The organism is Pantoea sp. CCBC3-3-1, from assembly GCF_007981265.1.
In the GTDB taxonomy this organism is placed as follows: Bacteria; Pseudomonadota; Gammaproteobacteria; order Enterobacterales; family Enterobacteriaceae; genus Erwinia.
Map to the genome: position 1 here is coordinate 1569151 of NZ_CP034363.1, position 18796 is coordinate 1587946.

At 53.5% G+C, this 18796-nt stretch carries 21 protein-coding genes; 6 read left to right on the plus strand and 15 right to left on the minus strand.

Translation table 11 applies throughout. The features are described from left to right. Positions 1–77: 77 nt before the first annotated feature. Genes EHV07_RS07495 through EHV07_RS07505 form a run of 3 tightly spaced genes read right to left on the minus strand, consistent with a single transcriptional unit; the run spans position 78 to position 2336 of the window. The gene (locus EHV07_RS07495; protein ID WP_147196560.1) at positions 78–1181 is read right to left on the minus strand and encodes an amidohydrolase; all 1104 of its coding nucleotides are present in this window, start codon (positions 1179–1181) and stop codon (positions 78–80) included. Between the two features lie 23 nt (positions 1182–1204). Then, entirely contained in the window at positions 1205–1678 is a 474-nt protein-coding gene (locus EHV07_RS07500; protein WP_147196562.1) for a YjiG family protein, read from the minus strand. Next, complete coding sequence (locus tag EHV07_RS07505; RefSeq protein WP_371419683.1) at positions 1668–2336, minus strand: nucleoside recognition domain-containing protein; 669 nt, start codon at positions 2334–2336, stop codon at positions 1668–1670. The genes EHV07_RS07500 and EHV07_RS07505 overlap by 11 nt, the downstream gene beginning before the upstream one ends. Positions 2337–2662: 326 nt before the next feature. Here EHV07_RS07505 and EHV07_RS07510 point away from each other — a divergent pair, with 326 nt between their 5' ends. Further along, entirely contained in the window at positions 2663–3142 is a 480-nt protein-coding gene (locus EHV07_RS07510) for a YbjO family protein (protein ID WP_147196566.1), read from the plus strand. Between the two features lie 58 nt (positions 3143–3200). Beyond that, positions 3201–4328, plus strand: coding sequence for a 23S rRNA (uracil(747)-C(5))-methyltransferase RlmC (gene rlmC, locus EHV07_RS07515; RefSeq protein ID WP_147196568.1), 1128 nt, complete (start codon positions 3201–3203; stop codon positions 4326–4328). On the opposite strand, the gene EHV07_RS07520 is transcribed toward rlmC, so the two are convergent. The 6 genes from EHV07_RS07520 to EHV07_RS07545 form a co-directional block, all read right to left on the minus strand. Continuing rightward, on the minus strand, positions 4311–5072 hold the full coding sequence (locus EHV07_RS07520) for a transporter substrate-binding domain-containing protein (protein ID WP_147200558.1): 762 nt from the start codon (positions 5070–5072) through the stop codon (positions 4311–4313). The genes rlmC and EHV07_RS07520 overlap by 18 nt on opposite strands. A gap of 96 nt (positions 5073–5168) precedes the next feature. Then, positions 5169–5837 carry an arginine ABC transporter permease ArtM gene (gene artM / locus EHV07_RS07525; protein ID WP_147196570.1) on the minus strand — a complete coding sequence of 223 codons (669 nt, stop codon included), beginning with the start codon at positions 5835–5837 and terminating at the stop codon, positions 5169–5171. Next, positions 5831–6553: an arginine ABC transporter permease ArtQ gene (artQ, locus tag EHV07_RS07530; protein WP_147196572.1), complete on the minus strand. Its 723-nt coding sequence runs from the start codon at positions 6551–6553 to the stop codon at positions 5831–5833. Before artQ ends, artM begins: the two co-directional genes overlap by 7 nt. A gap of 7 nt (positions 6554–6560) precedes the next feature. Further along, positions 6561–7292, minus strand: coding sequence for an arginine ABC transporter substrate-binding protein (gene artJ / locus EHV07_RS07535; RefSeq protein WP_147196574.1), 732 nt, complete (start codon positions 7290–7292; stop codon positions 6561–6563). Positions 7293–7306: 14 nt separating this feature from the next. Next, positions 7307–8035, minus strand: coding sequence for an arginine ABC transporter ATP-binding protein ArtP (gene artP, locus EHV07_RS07540; protein WP_147200559.1), 729 nt, complete (start codon positions 8033–8035; stop codon positions 7307–7309). Positions 8036–8298: 263 nt separating this feature from the next. Continuing rightward, positions 8299–8832, minus strand: coding sequence for a lipoprotein (locus EHV07_RS07545; protein ID WP_147196576.1), 534 nt, complete (start codon positions 8830–8832; stop codon positions 8299–8301). Between the two features lie 99 nt (positions 8833–8931). Here EHV07_RS07545 and EHV07_RS07550 point away from each other — a divergent pair, with 99 nt between their 5' ends. Together EHV07_RS07550 and EHV07_RS07555 are read left to right on the plus strand one after the other, a co-directional pair. After that, a complete protein-coding gene (locus EHV07_RS07550) occupies positions 8932–9255 on the plus strand; it encodes a heavy metal-binding domain-containing protein (RefSeq protein ID WP_147196578.1) in 324 nt (107 codons plus the stop codon). 8 nt (positions 9256–9263) lie between these two features. Beyond that, a complete protein-coding gene (locus tag EHV07_RS07555; RefSeq protein ID WP_371419668.1) occupies positions 9264–10079 on the plus strand; it encodes an N-acetylmuramoyl-L-alanine amidase in 816 nt (271 codons plus the stop codon). Here EHV07_RS07555 and ltaE read toward each other — a convergent pair. From ltaE to cspD, 4 genes are all read right to left on the minus strand, one after another. Further along, positions 10039–11073 carry a low-specificity L-threonine aldolase gene (gene ltaE / locus EHV07_RS07560; RefSeq protein ID WP_147200560.1) on the minus strand — a complete coding sequence of 345 codons (1035 nt, stop codon included), beginning with the start codon at positions 11071–11073 and terminating at the stop codon, positions 10039–10041. The two genes, EHV07_RS07555 and ltaE, sit on opposite strands and share 41 nt — an antisense overlap. A 62-nt stretch (positions 11074–11135) precedes the next feature. Continuing rightward, positions 11136–12857, minus strand: coding sequence for a ubiquinone-dependent pyruvate dehydrogenase (gene poxB, locus EHV07_RS07565; RefSeq protein WP_147196582.1), 1722 nt, complete (start codon positions 12855–12857; stop codon positions 11136–11138). Between the two features lie 232 nt (positions 12858–13089). Further along, positions 13090–13986 carry a lysine exporter LysO family protein gene (locus tag EHV07_RS07570; protein WP_147196584.1) on the minus strand — a complete coding sequence of 299 codons (897 nt, stop codon included), beginning with the start codon at positions 13984–13986 and terminating at the stop codon, positions 13090–13092. 254 nt (positions 13987–14240) lie between these two features. Continuing rightward, positions 14241–14468: a cold shock-like protein CspD gene (gene cspD / locus EHV07_RS07575; RefSeq protein ID WP_147196586.1), complete on the minus strand. Its 228-nt coding sequence runs from the start codon at positions 14466–14468 to the stop codon at positions 14241–14243. Between the two features lie 317 nt (positions 14469–14785). Between cspD and clpS the strand changes: the two genes are divergently transcribed. Together clpS and clpA are read left to right on the plus strand one after the other, a co-directional pair. Continuing rightward, positions 14786–15106, plus strand: coding sequence for an ATP-dependent Clp protease adapter ClpS (clpS, locus tag EHV07_RS07580; protein ID WP_147200561.1), 321 nt, complete (start codon positions 14786–14788; stop codon positions 15104–15106). Between the two features lie 28 nt (positions 15107–15134). Continuing rightward, positions 15135–17411 (plus strand): ATP-dependent Clp protease ATP-binding subunit ClpA, encoded by a 2277-nt coding sequence (clpA, locus tag EHV07_RS07585; RefSeq protein ID WP_147196589.1) that lies wholly within the window; start codon positions 15135–15137, stop codon positions 17409–17411. A 90-nt stretch (positions 17412–17501) separates the two neighbouring features. Here the strand turns inward: clpA and infA are convergent, their stop codons facing one another. Beyond that, entirely contained in the window at positions 17502–17720 is a 219-nt protein-coding gene (gene infA / locus EHV07_RS07590; protein WP_002211347.1) for a translation initiation factor IF-1, read from the minus strand. 362 nt (positions 17721–18082) lie between these two features. Then, on the minus strand, positions 18083–18775 hold the full coding sequence (gene aat, locus EHV07_RS07595) for a leucyl/phenylalanyl-tRNA--protein transferase (RefSeq protein ID WP_147196591.1): 693 nt from the start codon (positions 18773–18775) through the stop codon (positions 18083–18085). Positions 18776–18796: the final 21 nt, after the last annotated feature.

Consider the following 18796-nt stretch of genomic DNA (forward strand, 5'->3'; position numbering starts at 1 on the left):
TCCCTTGCCTGAAACCTTAACCAGCAGAGGTGTCAGCCCTCCAGGTTAACTCCAAAGGTTTTGTACTTGCGCCAGTATTAGCCCAACACTTTATTCACGCAGGCTTTAAAGATTTTTACGCCAACCGGCAGCGAGTTCAGATCGAAACGCATATCGGGATGGTGCAGGCCGGGTACCAGCCCTGTGCCTAAGCCCCAAAAGCCCGCTTTAACCTGTGGACGCTGAACCGGATAGTGGAAGAAGTCCTCGCTGCCCGGCGTTGATCGAACCGACATCAACGCCTCTTCGCCCAGTACTTCGGTAATCGCTCCTGCAATCAGCGTGGTCATCTCATCGTCGATCTCGGCGGCGGGCATCGACTTCACTATCTCGATTTCAGCGGTTGCGCCGAATGCGGCCACGCTCTGCAAAACGGCGCGTTCAACCCGGGATTGCAGCAGCGTCATATCTTCGTTTTCTGCCGCGCGCAGATCGAATATGACACGAGCCTCATCAGGTACCGAATTGGTGACGCCAGCATCGCATAAAAAGCGGGTGGCTTTTGCGCTCCAGCTTTTGCCTGGTGGCAGATGGATGGCATTGACGGCCTGCACTGCGCTCACGGCCGCGTCCAGTGCGTTGATGCCCAGATGCGGGCGTGCGGCATGGGCCGTCTGACCACGCACGGTTACTTCGATAGTCAGGCAGGCAGAATAGCGGACGGCAGGAATAGCGGTTCCGACCGCACACTCTTCTGCCGGACGCACATGGAAGCCCAGTATCATATCCACATCATCAACCGCGCCTCCGGCAATCATCGCCAGCGCGCCGGTACCCAACTCTTCAGCAGGCTGGAAAATAAGCTTCAGCCGGCCTTTTTTCACCGCTTTTTCCGCCATCAGCTCCTGCGCCGCCGTCAGTACTACCGAGGAATGCCCGTCATGACCACAGGTATGGCGTGCGCAGGCTTCACCGTTGATGATATGGCCGAGGGCATCCATATCAGCGCGTAGCGCCAGCGTCGGCCCCGGCACGCCGCTGTCCAGCACGGCCACGATGCCCGTTGTGCCATTAAAATTGTCCGCAACCCGATAGCCAGCGGCTTTCAACTGCTGGCTGATATAGGCAGAGGTTTTGAATTCCTGAAAACCCAGTTCCGGAATTTCATGCAGATAAGCGTAATGTTCTAAAACTTTTAACACGTTGAGTCTCCATCAGGCGGCGATCAGGCGATCAGGCGCATCACCAGCATAGCGATAACTGCGTTAACAATGCTCGTCAGCATCAGCAGCGGCCAGTATTTTTTCGGTACATCAGAAACGCCCAGCAGGCGTCCCATATATTGCAGTTGAGAACCCATCAGAAAAATAGCGGGAGCCAGAATAGTAATATCAATACCCGTTAGCACGCCCTTTGCCAGCAGGCTGACCGCCACGCCGGTTCCGGCGGAAGAAGAGAGCCAGGCGGTTAATAAAACGGTGATCGCTTCGCCGGGCAGGCCAAAAAGTCCCATAACCGGCGCAAAAACCTTACCGATAAAGCCCATGACGCCAAGCAAATTGAGCATTTCGGCAATGACATAGGCCATCACCACGTTGGGCATCAGGTTATGTGTGGCAATATGAAACCCTTTCCTGGCCCCCACAACGAAGATATCAAAAGGGTTGCTGCTGAGCGCAACCTGCGGTTTATTCTGCACAGGTAAAATCCTTTTTATAAACGGTATTCAGCGCCAGCCGGACGAAGGCGGCCCCAACAAATTTCAGCACGAACATCACCACCAGCGGCACCAGCACCGGCAGTGAAAGCGAAATAAACAGCGCCGAGCCGATAGCGAAATAGTTATTGATCAGGCCCGCGCCGGAATATTGCCAGGCCGCCATAATCACCACCTCTTTTTTAGTAATCTGTTTCTCGTCATACAGCTCTTTGGTCAGGGCGGCACCCGCATCGGTACTTTGCAGATCGGTAATCAGCGCAAGGCCACAGCGGCCAGGAATGCCTAAAATCGGTTTGAGGAGCGGGGTCAGTAGCTTATGCGCAGCGCGGATAGCGCCGTAGTGGGTAAAGATTTCCAGCAGACCCAGCGCCAGCATTACGGTCGGTATCAGTGAAAGGGCGAACAGAAATCCCGCTTTTGCGCCCGTGCCGCCTTCGCCTAAAAAGGTGGCGTGAGCGGCATCTTTAATCGCCCCAAACTTTCCGCCGAGGGTGGTGAAATCAAAGGCTCCCAGCCATTTCATGCCCTCAATATTAAAAAACAGCCCGGAGAAAAACAGTACTGCCACAATCAGGGCAAGATACGCCCCCAGACCAGGAGACCATTGTTGCGGGGGATTGACCTTCTCATTTGGCATCATTTGAAACTCCCTGAATAACTTTTGGTAATTGCGCAGCAAAGGTTTCCGAAGGTGGAAAGATTGCCTAATCTGCGCTAAAAATAGCTAACGGCTATTTCTCAGGAACAAGCAGGTATCGTGCCAGAAAACGGAAACAGGCCGGAAAACGAGAAAAAGCCGCTTTCATGTCGGCTGGCACGGATTTTCGCCGTCCTTGCAGAAGGCGTGTTGCCGTCAGGGAACAACAGCCTGGGCGTATTTTCTGTTGCAGCCGTTCGGAACCGGTCACGATCGGGTGGCGATGCACTCATTAAGTGCATCAACATCTTCAGCAGGAGAAAGCGATGTCAGAGGTGCTGAAAGAAGGGCAGGCGGCCCTGAAATCAAGTTCATCCGTACCGGTTCCCGTACTGGTCGCGGGGACGGCTATCATTGCTACCCGATTATTAGGCGTTGCGCTCCAGGCGCATGAGCTGGGTTTAGACGAGGTGCTCAGATTCGTGCATCGCAGCGCGCAGGCCTGGGATTCCACGCTGATTTTTATCGCCAGCCAGCTGTTGTTCTTTTTTGAATTGCGCTGCGCTATAGCGGTAATGCGTGGCCGCAACTTGGGACGGTGGGGATTCGGGCTGTCGCAGTTAGCGGTCGTATTTTATCTTTTTATCGCCTCAATGGGCTGGGTCTACCCTGAGCTTTTCAGCGTCAGCGGCGAGAACGGCCAGCAGATCCTCCACCTGCTGATTTCTCAAAAGCTGCCCGATTTGCTGGTTCTGCTGCTGTTGTTTGTCCCTGCGAGCAGCCGGGATTTTTTTCGGCAACGCTAAACGTACAGTGATACAATCTTTGCCCGCTTTTCGCTTTACGGAATAAACAGGCCTCTACATGCACTGCGCCCTTTATGATGCCGACCGCTGCCGCTCATGCCAGTGGCTGGACACCCCATACCCTCATCAACTCGATCGCAAGCAGGAAAACCTGCGCCAGCTGCTTAATGAACAGCCGGTCAGGCAGTGGTTGCCTCCGGTCATTTCTGCTCAGCAGGCATTTCGTAACAAAGCGAAGATGGTGGTTAGCGGTAGCGTCGAGCGCCCAATTTTTGGCATCGTACATCGTGACGGCACGCCAGTTGATCTCTGTGAATGTCCGTTATATCCGTCGACTTTTGCTGAGGTATTTTCCCGGCTGAAGCCTTTTATTGCTCAGGCTGGCCTGACGCCCTATAACGTGGCACGCAGACGTGGCGAGTTAAAATTTATCCTGCTGACGCAAAGTATGCACAGCGGCGAAATGATGCTGCGATTTGTCTTGCGCTCTAAAGAGAAGCTGGCGCAGCTGGTGCGTGCATTGCCTGGGCTGCGCGAGCAGCTACCACAGCTGAGCGTCATTTCGGCGAATATTCAGCCGGTGCATATGGCTATTCTGGAAGGTGAGGAGGAGATCCCGCTGAGCGAAAACCAGACGCTTGCCGAGCAGTTAAACGATGTACCGCTGTGGATCCGTCCGCAAAGCTTCTTCCAGACGAATCCGGCCGTGGCTTCTTCACTGTACGCTACGGCACGGCAGTGGGTTAGCGAGCTGAATATCAGCAGCATGTGGGATCTGTTCTGCGGCGTGGGAGGCTTTGGTCTGCATTGCGCCACGCCGGAGATGGCGCTGACCGGGATTGAAATCAGTGCCGAAGCCATTGCCTGCGCCACACGCTCTGCTGAATTGATGGGCATGAAAAAAGTGAGTTTTGCCGCGCTCGATTCTACCGCCTTTGCCACTGGCGAAGGTGAAGTGCCCGATCTGGTGCTGGTGAATCCGCCGCGCCGCGGAATTGGCGTCGGGCTGTGCGACTATCTTAGCCAAATGGCCCCTGCATTTATCCTCTATTCCAGCTGCAACGCGCAGACTATGGCCAGCGATATTGCTCGCCTGAACGCGTATGCCGTCGAAAAAGTGCAGCTGTTCGACATGTTCCCGCACACCGCGCACAGCGAAGTGCTGGTTCTACTGCGACGACTTTGAAGGCTGCCCGCTGTTGCTGCCAAACCAGCGAAGCCTGAGCTGGCGTAACGTACCGTCGTCACTCAGGCTTTGCAGCGCGGCGTTTAGGCTGCTCTTCAGCGCGTTATTATCTTTGCGCACGGCCATCGCCACACCGTAGCCAAAAAAATGGCTGTCGCGGACGGGCTGGCCGACAGCAGCCAGCTCGGGATGCGATTTCAGTACTTCGTGCATCGAAGGCGTATCGCCAAGGATCGCGTCAATCCGACTGTTTCGAATGTCCAGCAGCGCGTTCTGATAGTTGTCATAACTGACGGCGACCATATCCGGCCACTTTAAGGTCAGCCACGCCTGATGGGTCGTTTCGCTACCCACGCCGATGCGCTTTCCCTTTAACTGCTCAATCGCAGCGTAACGGCCTTTAACGGCAATCAGCGTGGCGGAATTGATAAAGTAGGGCTGGGTAAAATCGACCTGTTCCTGACGCTCGGCGGTAACGTCGATACCGGAAATAACCACATCGTAGCGTTGAAACTTCAGTGAAGGCAGCAGCCGGTCAAAATCATTGTTGGTGAAGACACAGGTACGCTGCATCCGTGCACAGACGGCATTTGCCAGATCGATATCAAATCCTGCCAGCTGATTGTCATCGTTGAGATATTCAAAAGGAGGATTGATCGCGGCTGTTGCGATACGAATGGGGGGCGATGCAAATACAGGTATGCTGAAACCAATCAGCAGCAGGGGCAGTACAAATCTGAGCATCATTCGAGTCCTTGCGATCGAAAAAACCCGATTAGTATGTCTGCTCCCGCTGCGATGTTATCCGTTGATTAACCAGTAAAGAAGGGCTGTTATCCGTCAGTTACGGCGCTCGAAGGCCAGCGCACGGCGTTCAATTAATCGCATCATCAGCGTCAGCAAACCGTTTACACAAAGATAAATTACCCCTGCTGCCGCAAAGACCGTTACGTCATAGGTACGGCCATACAGCAGCTGCCCGTGTCCCATCACCTCCATCAGCGTGATGGTGTAAGCCAGCGAGGTACTTTTAAACACCAGCACCACCTCATTCGAATAGGAAGAGAGGGCGCGTTTAAAAGCATAGGGTAAAAGAATGCGCAGCGTATCTTTTCGGTTCATGCCCAGCGCGGCACAGGATTGCCACTGGCCGGCAGGAATCGCCCGCACCGCACCATAAAACAGCTGAGTGGTGTAGGCGGCACTGTTTAGCGACAGCGCCAGCAGCGCACAAAGCCAGGGCTGAGAAAGCAGATGCCACAGCCAGGGAACGGATTGAATGGATGGGAACTGGCCCGGACCGTAGTAGATCAGGAAAATCTGCACCAGCAGCGGCGTGCCGGTAAACAAGGTGATATAGACACGCACCAGCGCATTCAGGCCTGGCACTTTAAGCGACAGGATGACGGTAAACAACAGTGAGAGCAGCAGCGCCAAAATCAGCGAAGCGACCGTTAACGTCAGGCTGGTGTGCAGGCCTTTTAGCAGCTCAGGCAAATAGCTCAGCATCCGTTATTCCCCTGCTCAAAACGCGTCGTCCGCGCTTCAATACGTTTAAGGATCTGCTGGCTCAACAGGGTGATAATCAGATAGATAGCCGCAGCACAGACGTACCAGGTAAAAGGTTCCTGAGTGCGCGCTGCAATGCTTTTGGTCTGCAACATAATGTCATTAACGCTAATCAACGAAACCAACGCGGTATCCTTCAGCAGCACCAGCCACTGATTTCCCAAACCCGGCAGGGCATGTCGCCACATCTGCGGCAGAATCAAACGGAAAAAAATCGCCGCCGTTTTCATCCCCAGCGCCTGGCCCGACTCCCACTGGCCTTGCGGTACCGCTTTTAATGCGCCACGTAAGGTTTGGGAAGCGTAGGAGGAATAGAGTATCGATAACGCAATCACGCCGCACAGGAACGGGCTGACGTCAAAATTCTCAATGGCTATTTGCACCGGAACATCAGTGAACCCAAGATGGATCGTGAAGCCATCGGAAAGCGTTAGCAGCAGCTGAGAGGCACCGAAATAGACGAAAAGCACCACCAGAATTTCCGGCAGGCCACGAAACATCGTCACCAGACCGGTGCCGAGCCAGGCAATTGGCCGCCAGCGTGCTGACTCCCAGACGGCAAACAGCATCGCCAGAATCAGGCCAACCACCAGCGCAGAAACGGCAAGGCCGACGGTCATACCGGCGGCGCTTGCAAGAGGATAAAGTTCGTTCATTCAGGAATTACTGCTGGAACCATTTGCTGTAGATAGTTTTGTAAGTGCCGTTGGCCTTTACTTTATCCAGTGCGGTGTTGAACTTGTTTTGCAGGTCGGTATTACCCTGACGAACCGCGATGCCGAGACCGGTGCCGAAGTAGGCTTTGTCCGTGACTTTTTCACCAACCGGTGCCAGCGTAGCGTTTTGCTTCAGCCATTCGTTAACCACCGCCGTGTCGCCGAAGACGGCATCGATACGGCCATTTTTCAAATCCAGAATGGCATTTTGATAGCTGTCATACGGCACCATGCTGACACCTGACATTTTTTCAGTCAGGTATTTCTGGTGAGTCGTTCCGTTCTGCACGCCAACGCGCTTGCCCTTCAGCGCGTCCACGCTGGCAACTTTGCCTTTCTGCGCAATAAACAGCGCGGAGTTGTCGTAATAAGTTTTAGAGAACAGCACCTGTTTCTCACGTTCAGGCGTAACGTCCATCCCCGCCATTACCGCATCGAAGCGGCGGAATTTCAGGCTGGGGATCAGGCTGTCAAACGCCTGATTGGTAAAGGTACAGGTCGCGTCTATTTCACGGCACAGCGCATTGGCTAAATCAACATCGAAGCCCTGAATTTTGTTATCGGAATCAACAAATTCAAACGGGGGATAGGATGCTTCGGTCGCAAAACGGATGGTCTGGGCAGCGCTTGCGCTCAGGCTTAATCCGGCTAACAGCGCGGCAAGTACGATTTTTTTCATCATTATGTCCTGCATCAGTGCGATAGATAATTAGCAAACGCGTCGGTTTGCGGCTGTGTAAAGCGGCTGGCATCACCCTGTTCAACCACGTAACCATTTTCCATATACACTACGCGGCTGGCGGTTTTACGCGCCACTTCGACTTCGTGGGTGACAATCACCTGAGTAATATTTGTCTGGGCCAGTTCCTGAATGATCGAAACAATCTGAGCGGTGATCTCAGGATCCAGCGCGGCGGTAGGTTCATCGAACAGCAACACCGCAGGCTCCATCATCAACGCACGGGCAATGGCGACGCGCTGCTGCTGACCACCCGAAAGATGCAGTGGAAAACGATCGGCAAATTTGGTCAGACGCAAACGGTCCAACAGTTTATCGGCGCGGGCATGGGCTAACTCTTTATTCAGACCCAGTACGCGGCAGGGCGCTTCAATCAGGTTTTGCTTCACCGTCAGGTGAGGCCAGAGATTGTATTGCTGAAAGACCATGCCGACGTTTTGACGCAGTTCACGGATGGCGGCGTCGCCTGGCTTTTTGCTGAAGTCAAAATGATGACCCGCAATGCCCAACGTACCGGATCGCGGCATCTCAAGCAGGTTTAAAACGCGCAGCAGAGAGCTCTTACCGGCACCGCTTGGACCCAGCAGAACCAGCGTTTCGCCTTCGGGGCACGCCAGTTGAATGTCAAACAGCGCCTGATGGGCGCCATAAAAGCAGTTAATACCGTTAAGTTGAATACTCATGCGCAAAAAGTGAATAGCAATTGATGCTGCGAATGGTAACGTTGACGGCATACTTATGCAATCATCGTGGCGAAAAATTCGTTTCTGACCGTGAATATTGTTAAAGGCTAGCACAAAATGGCGTGAATCGGGTGAAAATACATCAGCTAAGGTGAGCACAACGGTATAAGTAGTGGTTTGTCAGGCGACAAAAATGTTAAGACGCGCGCGAGACGAGACGGGAAAAAAGCGACACGGGCCCTGGATAGCCCGTGCCGAGTCTCTTACTTCAGCAAACGCTGACTCAGGGAGCCGCCGTCAAGATGCGGGTTCGGGCTGGCATAACGGATATCATCTACGGTCCAGCACGTCCCTTCCCGTACCATCAGCACTTCATCCTGCCACGGTGGGTTGCCATCGCGGCTCAGGTTCACCCGCAGGGGAATATTACGCGCGTCAGTATTAGGAATGGTCGATGAATCCGCTACGCTGGCTGAGTCAGGTCCGGCTGCCAGGCTGGAAAAAAGATCGCCCTGATTTAACTGGCTTTCCTTTTTCGGATCGCTATTGGCGGCCAGCAGCGTTTGATAAAGTTTACCGCTCAGGTAAGGGCGATATTTTGCCAGCTGTTGAGCATTTGGCAGTCCTTGTGTCGGCTGTTCAGTGCGTAAATCGTAAAACTGTTGTGCAACAGAATCCGGGCCGCCATCGACGCACGGGCCGGTACGGCTACCAATGTCCTTGTAAGCGGGTTGTACCGTGGTACAGGCGCTGAGCAGCAGCGCCAGCGGAGCCAGTGCGGCAAGCTGGATTTTCATCTTGATTTCCTTATGGTTTCTGGATGACGATTTTTAGCATAAAGTATAGCCGCTCTGCTTGACTACAAGGGCTACACTCAACTTTCAGGAGGAAACGCGATGAAATTTTCTACTACCCCAACGCTGGAAGGCCAGCCGATTACCGAATACTGCGGCGTTGTCACCGGTGAAGCGATTCTTGGCGCGAACATCTTTCGCGATTTTTTTGCCGGGATCCGCGATATCGTTGGTGGCCGCTCTGGCGCCTATGAGAAAGAATTGCGTAAAGCACGCCAAATCGCCTTTGCGGAACTGGAAGACCAGGCAAAAGCGTTAGGGGCGGATGCGGTGGTCGGTATTGATATCGATTACGAGACGGTTGGCAAAGACAGCAGCATGCTGATGGTCAGCGTCAGCGGCACTGCTGTAAAAACGCGTCGCTGATGCGTCTGATGTTCGCGCTTGCAGCCGCCCTGCTGCTAAGCGCCTGTGCGCCGTCAGGACTGGAAAAACATCACGGCTACGTGGTGGATACCACCCATCCCGCCTGGGGCGCACGACCGCGCATAAAAGTGCTGGTCATCCATTACACGGCGGAAGATTTTCCCAGTTCGCTGGCAACGCTGACCGATCGTGAAGTGAGCGCGCATTATCTGATTCCGGCGCAGCCACAAGAGCAGGGCAAGCTGCCTGTGGTATTACGTCTGGTGCCAGAATCTCAGCTTGCATGGCATGCAGGGATCAGCTTTTGGCGAGGCGCAACGCGGTTGAACGATACTTCTGTTGGCATTGAGCTGGAAAACCGCGGATACAGGGGGCACGCCGGTGAACGCGTCTGGTATCCCTTCAGCGCGCCGCAGATGAGCGTGCTGCTTCCGTTAATGCGCGACATCGTACAGCGCTATGCTTTACTGCCGCAGAACGTTGTGGGTCACAGCGATATTGCGCCGCAGCGTAAGCAGGATCCCGGGCCGCTGTTTCCCTGGCACTGGCTGTCTCAGCAGGGCATCGGTGCCTGGCCTGACGGCAAGCGCGTTGATTATTATCTGGCAGGAAGAGCGCCGGAGCAGCCGATCGATCCGGCGGTATTGTTATCATTACTGGCGCGTTATGGCTATGAAGTCACGCCGGACATGAGCGCAAAACAGCAGCAAAAAGTCATTGCGGCATTTCAAATGCATTTCCGTCCGGCGGATTATTGCGGTCTGGCCGATGCCGAAAGCGAGGCTATTGCGCGCGCGCTGCTGGAGAAGTACGGTTCGGACTAGCCAAAAATGCTTCCCATTCGCTTACCAGCGTTTCCAGCGCATGACGATCCACGTCCAGATGCGTTACCAGGCGAGTCACCGAACCGGTACTGAGCAAAATGTTTTTGCTGTGCATCCATTCTTTCAGCGGTGCGACCTGTGATTCCGGCAGGCGTACAAACACCATATTGGTATCCTGACGGGAAACATCGACGCCAATCTCTCTCAGCTGTCCGGCCAGCCAGGCGGCATTGTTATGGTCATCTTTTAGTCGCGCAATATGGTGTTCCAGCGCGTACAGGCCACCGGCAGCGAGAATGCCCGTCTGACGCATTGCGCCGCCGGTCATCTTGCGCCAGCGCCGTGCCCGCTGAATATACGCTTCAGAGCCGCACAGCAGCGAACCGGCTGAGGTACCCAATCCTTTTGACAGGCAAATAGTTAGCGTGTCGCAATAACGGGTTAGTTCTTCCAGTTCGACGCCCAGCTCAACCGCAGCATTGAAAATGCGTGCGCCGTCAACGTGCAGCGCAAGCTTGCGTTCACGGGTAAAGTTCCAGGCATCCCGTAAATAATTGAGTGGCAAAACTTTGCCGTTATGGGTGTTTTCCAGACTGAGCAGCTTTGTCATAGCGAAATGAAAATCATCGGGTTTGATAAACTGCGCGACAACGTCCAGCGGCAAGGTGCCGTCTGCTGCGGCAAGGATTGGCTGCGGCTGGATACTGCCCAATACGGCTGCGCCGCCCGCTTCGTATTTGTAGTTATGGGCCAGTTGCCCAACGATATATTCTTCGCCACGCTGGCAGTGGCAGAGCAGGGCGACAAGATTAGCTTGTGTACCGGTAGGTAAAAACAGGGCTGCGGCTTTGCCGCTGAGCGTTGCCGCTTTCGCTTCCAGCGCGTTGACCGTCGGGTCATCGCCGTACACATCGTCGCCCGTTTCCGCCGACATCATTGCTGACAGCATCGCGGCGCTGGGACGAGTAACTGTATCACTGCGTAAATCGATCACCATTGCGTTCCTCTTATAAAAACGGACGCCGCAGCGCCCGTAACAAAAGACCCACAATGGTTTTACCGTAGCCAGTTGGTTTTTGCCAGCTCAACGACTTCATTACCCCTGCCGTTGATCAACGCGCGCAGCATATACAGGCTAAAGCCTTTTGCCTGCTCCATTTTAATCTGCGGCGGCATCACCAGCTCTTCACTCGCCGTCACCACGTCCAGTAATACCGGGCCGTCGTGGGCCAGCATCTCCTGGATTGCGGCATCCAGATCGGAAGCACGCTCCACACGAATGCCTTTCACGCCGCAGGCATTGGCAATGGCAGCAAAGCTTGGGTTTTGCAACGCTGTACCGTCGGTCAGATAGCCGCCGGACTGCATCTCCATCGCTACAAAGCCCAGTACGCTATTATTAAAGACCACCAGCTTGACCGGCAGTTTCAGCTGAGCGACGGAGAGAAAATCGCCCATCAGCATTGAAAAACCGCCATCACCGCACATCGCGATAACCTGGCGCTGTCTGTCAATTGACTGCGCACCGAGCGCCTGCGGCATTGCGTTGGCCATCGAGCCATGGTTGAACGATCCGATCAGGCGGCGCTTGCCGTTCATTTTCAGATAACGTGCAGCCCAGACGGTCGGTGTGCCGACGTCACAGGTGAAGATCGCGTCGTCACTGGCAAACGTGCTGAGCTGCTGCGCCAGATACTGCGGGTGAATCGCCTGTTTATCATTGGCCGTGGCCAGGTCATCAAGATCCTTCCTGGCTTCCTGATAGTGCTTCAGCGCTTTGTCGAGGAAATCCCGATCCTGTTTCACTTCCAGCAGCGGCTGCAAGGCAAGCAGCGTGGTTCGGATATCGCCAATCAGTGCCATATCGACATGGCAGTGAGAGCCGAGGCCGCCGGGATCGATATCGATCTGAATGATCTTCGCTTTTTCAGGATAAAAAGCGCGATAGGGGAAGCGCGTGCCAAGCAGCACGACGGTATCAGCGTTCATCATGGCCTGAAAACCGGAAGAGAAGCCAATCAGCCCGGTCATTCCCACATCGTAAGGATTGTCATATTCAACGTGTTCTTTGCCACGCAGCGCATGAACAATGGGTGCTTTTAACGTTTCCGCCAGCTTCACCAGTTCAGGATGAGCGCCTGCGCAGCCACAGCCGCACATCAGGGTGATGTTTTTTGATTCATTGAGCAGTTGCGCCAGCTTGGTCAGCTCGCCTGTAGCCGGTAAAACTAACGGCTGCTGAGGCGGATACCATTCGGCGCTGGCGCCCTCAGGAGCCGGTTGCAGCGCTATATCGCCGGGCAGGACCACCACGGAAACGCCACGGTTCAGGATAGCTTTGCGCATCGCAATGCCTAACACCTGCGGCAACTGTTCCGGATTGGATACCAGTTCACAGTAATGGCTGCACTCTTTGAACAGCTCCTGCGGATGCGTTTCCTGAAAATAGCCGCTGCCGATTTCGCTGGAAGGAATGTGGGCGGCAATGGCCAGTACCGGCACGTTGTTACGATGGCAGTCAAACAGCCCGTTGATCAGATGCAGGTTGCCCGGCCCACAGGACCCGGCGCAAACGGCCAGCTCACCGCTGATCTGCGCCTCAGCGCCCGCGGCGAAAGCGGCCACTTCTTCATGACGAGTTGGCATCCATTCGATGGTGCCCATGCGATTCAGACTGTCGCTCAGGCCGTTAAGTGAATCCCCGGTGACGCCCCAAATGCGTTTAACGCCGGCGTTTTCAAGTGTTTTTGCTACCAGTGCAGCTACAGTTTGTTTCATCTCTGGCTCCTTTTTATGCAGTGAAAGGGTCATCGTCCCGATGGCAAGATGATCTTCAGCAAAAAGCATAGTCGAGGCTGAGAGAAGGGCGAGCGGATGCGAACGGACAGTTTCCCGGTAAAGAGTGCAACTCTCCCAAAGCCACGCCAGGTGGCTCTGGTTTTGCAACAATGAACCCACCGCTCTGCACGAGTGGGTAAAAGAAGTGTAACCTGGCGTAAAACTAAACGCGTTAAGCTGCAAAGAACGCAATTAACACCGGGGCCAGCAGGCTGAGAATGAAGCCATGTACGATAGCCGCTGGGACAATTTCCATGCCACCGCTACGCTGTAGCACCGGCAGCGTGAAATCCATTGAGGTTGCCCCACACAGGCCCAGCGCGGTTGAGCGATGCCGGGAGATGAGCGCTGGAATAAACATAATCGCCATCAGCTCGCGCAACAGATCGTTGAAAAATGCCGCGCTGCCAATGACCGGGCCGAAAGCGCCGCTCATCATAATACCGGAAAGGGAATACCAGCCAAAGCCGGAGGCCATCGCCAGACCAGTCCTGAGCGGTAAATTCAGCATTAGCGCGGCAATGACGCCGCCGACCAGCGCGCTCATAAAGACCATAAAGGCCACAATCATTCCGCGCCGGTTGAGCACAATTTGTTTGAGTGTCATGCCACTTCCACGCAGCTGCACACCCACCAGAAACAGCAGAAAAAGCAGCGCATATTCACTGGCGGTGGAGGCGTAAGACAACGGTCCCCAGTGACTGAGACCCATGACGAAACCGAGAACGACGACGCCGCAGAGTTTCAGCGATTCCAGCGCCATCTGTAATCTTGAAGGAAGCACTTCCAGACGATGATTGTGCTGCCATGGACGGCGATTTTCCAACAGGCGCAGCGCTAACAGGTTACATAGCAGGATACAGGCTGCGCTCACCAGGCAATATTGCACTATTGAAAGCAGGTTATGGGCCAGATTGTCCAGAAAAGCCAGGCTGATCCCCATGAAAAACAGGATGATATAAACCATCCAGCTCAATACTTTGTTGACCATGGTAATCAGGGCAGCATTTTTCGGTAATAAATAGCCAACGATCAGCGGAATCAGAATGATCAGTAATCCGGAGTACATGCGGCGGGTCATCCATGGCAAAAGGAAGGTAAGGCGCTATTCTCGCGGAGTTTTTTTATTGAGTAAAGGCTTCATCGCGGGCCGTCCTGACGCCGTATGAAAAAATTTTAAGGAAATTAATTTCATGTAAACACGCCTTGAAAAATGACAGGACGGCTCCATTTTACTAGTGTTGGTAATTGTTACCCATAAAAATGCCAGCGCGGTTGGCTGGCATTTTATCGCAAGGTTGGTCAGAATGAGTGAAGAGACGGTCAGGCACTGACTGCCACCGCGGTCTCCACAGGAACGATAAGGCTGGCGTGATTGCCTTTCGGCCCCTGATGCACATCAAACTGGACTTGCTGCCCGGCTTTCAGCGTTCTGTAGCCGTCCATCTGGATAGTGGAATAATGAGCGAAAATATCTTCGCCGCCACCGACCGGACAGATAAAGCCGAAGCCTTTGGCGTTATTGAACCATTTAACAGTACCCGTCTCCATGCTTCTACATCCCTCGCAAGACATTCAAATGAGTGGGTTGGCGAGGCGTTAGCCTCAAAGCTGGTTACAACGCATTCAGCTTATGCCTGTACTGTAGAGAAATGGCATTGAGCGTCAAGCAAATGGCGTGTCCAGGCGAGGACGAAATCACCAAAATTTGAGGCAGTTAACGCTATTGCCGTTTTTGTGATGAAGGTCGCGTAGTGGCACTTTGAGTCAGAAATTCATTGGCGCTGACCAGCATTTTGGGCGTGTTAAACTTACCCTTAGTAGTGTTAGTCTGGCGCAAGCGAGCAACGTTTTCAGATCGGGTATGTATGGGAAACACTAACGATTGGCTTAATTTTGAACATCTTGCAGATGACAAACTTCGGGAAGGCCTTAAGCCACCTTCGATGTATAAAGTTATTCTTAATAATGACGATTATACACCTATGGAATTTGTTATTGACGTGCTGCAAAAGTTCTTTTCTTATGATGTTGAACGTGCAACGCAACTGATGCTCACGGTCCACTATCAGGGAAAGGCGATCTGCGGTGTTTTTACTGCCGAAGTGGCAGAGACCAAAGTCGCTCACGTAAACAAGTACGCCAGGGAAAATGAACATCCGTTGCTGTGTACGCTGGAAAAAGCCTGAATAAGGCGATCTATTGGGGGAAGTGTCTATGCTCAATCAAGAACTGGAACTCAGTTTAAATATGGCTTTCGCCAGAGCGCGCGAGCACCGACACGAGTTTATGACCGTGGAGCATTTGTTACTGGCGCTGCTCAGTAACCCATCGGCCCGTGAGGCACTTGAAGCCTGCACGGTTGATATTGTTGCTCTGCGACAGGAACTTGAAGCCTTCATCGAACAGACAACGCCAGTGTTACCGGTTAGCGAAGAAGAGCGCGATACTCAACCCACGCTGAGTTTCCAACGCGTTCTGCAACGTGCCGTATTCCATGTGCAGTCGTCCGGACGCAGTGAAGTCGCTGGCGCTAACGTCCTGGTCGCGATCTTTAGCGAACAGGAATCGCAGGCCGCTTATCTGCTGCGCAAACATGAAGTCAGCCGTCTTGATGTGGTGAACTTTATTTCGCACGGCACGCGCAAAGATGAACCCGGTCAGGCACCGGGTGCAGAAAATCCAGTTAACGAAGAGCAAGCAGGCGGGGAGGAACGTATGGAAAACTTCACCACCAATCTTAATCAGCTTGCTCGCGTAGGCGGTATCGATCCGCTGATCGGGCGCGATAAAGAGCTGGAACGGACGATTCAGGTTCTTTGCCGCCGCCGCAAAAACAACCCGCTGCTGGTGGGTGAGTCCGGCGTGGGTAAAACGGCCATTGCTGAAGGTCTGGCATGGCGTATCGTGCAGGGCGACGTGCCGGAAGTGATGAAGGACGCCACGATTTATTCGCTGGATATTGGCTCGCTGTTAGCCGGTACCAAATACCGCGGCGATTTTGAAAAACGTTTTAAAGCGCTGCTAAAACAGCTTGAACAGGACAACAGCAGCATTCTGTTTATCGATGAAATTCATACGATCATCGGCGCAGGTGCCGCGTCCGGCGGGCAGGTGGATGCCGCTAACCTGATCAAGCCGCTGCTCTCCAGCGGTAAAATCCGCGTGATGGGTTCAACCACCTATCAGGAGTTCAGCAACATTTTTGAAAAAGACCGCGCGCTGGCGCGTCGTTTCCAGAAAATTGATATTACTGAACCTTCGGTCGACGAAACGGTACAGATCCTTAACGGCCTGAAGCCGAAATACGAAGCGCACCACGACGTTCGCTATACCGCCAAAGCGGTTCGTGCTGCCGTGGAGCTGGCAGTCAAATATATCAACGATCGTCACTTGCCTGACAAAGCTATTGACGTGATCGATGAGGCTGGCGCTCGCGCGCGTCTGATGCCGGTCAGTAAACGCAAAAAAACGGTTAACGTTGCGGATATTGAATCTGTTGTTGCCCGCATCGCGCGTATTCCTGAGAAGAGTGTTTCTGCAACCGATCGCGATACGCTCAAAACGCTTGGCGATCGCCTGAAAATGCTGGTGTTCGGTCAGGACAATGCGATCGAAGCCTTAACCGAAGCGATTAAAATGAGTCGTGCGGGATTGGGCCAGGATCGTAAGCCTGTCGGTTCTTTCCTGTTTGCTGGCCCAACGGGCGTCGGTAAAACAGAAGTTACCGTTCAGCTGGCTAAAGCACTGGGCATCGAACTGCTGCGCTTTGATATGTCCGAGTATATGGAGCGCCACACCGTCAGTCGCCTGATTGGTGCGCCTCCAGGCTATGTCGGTTTCGATCAGGGCGGTTTGCTGACGGATGCAGTCATCAAGCATCCTCACGCCGTAGTGCTGCTTGATGAAATCGAGAAAGCGCATCCGGACGTATTTAACCTGCTGTTACAGGTGATGGATAACGGTATGCTGACCGATAACAATGGTCGTAAAGCCGATTTCCGTAACGTGGTATTGGTAATGACGACGAACGCCGGTGTTCGTGAAACCGAACGTAAGTCTATTGGCTTGATCCAACAGGACAACAGTACCGATGCCATGGAAGAGATCAAAAAAATCTTTACGCCAGAGTTCCGTAACCGTCTCGACAATATCATTTGGTTCAAACACCTCGATGCCGTGGTTATTCATCAGGTTGTCGATAAGTTTATTGTTGAGCTACAGGCACAGCTGGATGCGAAGGGCGTTTCGCTGGAAGTTACTGATGAAGCGCGTAACTGGCTGGCTGATAAAGGTTACGATAAAGCGATGGGCGCACGCCCAATGGCGCGTACCGTGCAGGAAAACCTGAAAAAACCGTTGGCGAACGAGTTGCTGTTCGGTTCTCTGGTAGATGGCGGATCGGTTGCGGTGGCGCTCGATAAAGAGAAGAACCAGCTGACCTATCAGTTCCTCAGTGCGGAGAAGCGTAAAACGGAAGGTTCAGTGCATTAAGCCTGAGCGCTAAAATGCGAAAGGCCGGAGATTCTCCGGCCTTTTTTACAGGTGCAGACTCAACATCAGGCTACACGACAGATAAGCTAATTAGCGACTACGGAAGACAATGCGGCCTTTGCTCAGGTCGTACGGGGTCAGCTCAACAGTGACTTTGTCGCCCGTCAGGATGCGGATATAGTTTTTGCGCATTTTACCGGAGATGTGAGCGGTAACCACGTGTCCGTTTTCTAGTTCAACGCGAAACATGGTGTTAGGTAACGTATCCAGTACGGTACCCTGCATTTCAATATTGTCTTCTTTGGCCATCGAATCCTCTGGGTGTTACAACCTTAGTTTTGAACCGGCAAATAATGCCGAATTTCAAGTATTATGTAAAGAATTGTTGGTGATTTCACCAGCATCAGCCGCTCTGTTACGCGCTTTGCGCAGAGAAGCTCACGATTAAAACTGAGTAGTGTATTGGCGTCTGCGTGAGAGAGTTGCGGGCTAAGAATGGGTTCTACATTCGCTCCTGCGCGTAATGAAAACCAAAAGACAAGGGCTTAAGTATTCCCAGCCAGGCCACTCCCGGCTCGCCAGTAACAGGAGGCGATGGGCGGACGACATACCAAACGCGCATATTATATCACTGTTATGCCAACTTGCGTGGAAAACATCGCGCAATCGCCCTAAAAAAGGGTTTGTGGCCGCCAGCAGTCGGCTGATAGCGCCAAATCTGATAGCGAATTGACCAGTTGCAGATAATTTGTCCGGGCAATCTCTTCCGCACCCAGCGAGGCGGTATGAGGATTCAAAACCTGACAGTCAATCAGCTTGCCGCCCTGTTGCTGAAAATAGCGGCTGAAAACCAGTAACGCCGTTTTAGACGCATTTTCACTGCGGCTAAACATCGACTCGCCACAAAAAATCTGCCCCAGCGCCAGGCCGTACATGCCGCCCACCAACTCATTATCCCGCCAGACTTCAACAGACTGCGCATCACCAGCATCAAACAGCTTCATCCATGCGCGCCTGACGTCATGGGTAATCCAGGTGCCCTCATCGCGATCGGCAGCACAGCCCTCAATAACGTCCTGAAAGTTTTGATTTAGCGTGACGCGGTAGGGCGAACGCTGATGAAAACGTTTCATGCTGCGGCTGAGGTGAAATTTTTCCGGATAAAGCACGGCACGGGGATCGGGCGACCACCACAGAATAGGATCCCCGGGAGAAAACCAGGGAAAAATACCGCGGTGGTAAGCACTGAGCAGCCGTGGCACGCTAAGGTCGCCGCCCATTGCCAGCAGCCCGTTAGGTTCACGCAGCGCCATCTCTGGCGGCGGGAAATTGAGTGATTCCCTGGATAGCTGGATCAGTCGCATAGTCACTGTCTCTGTCAAACG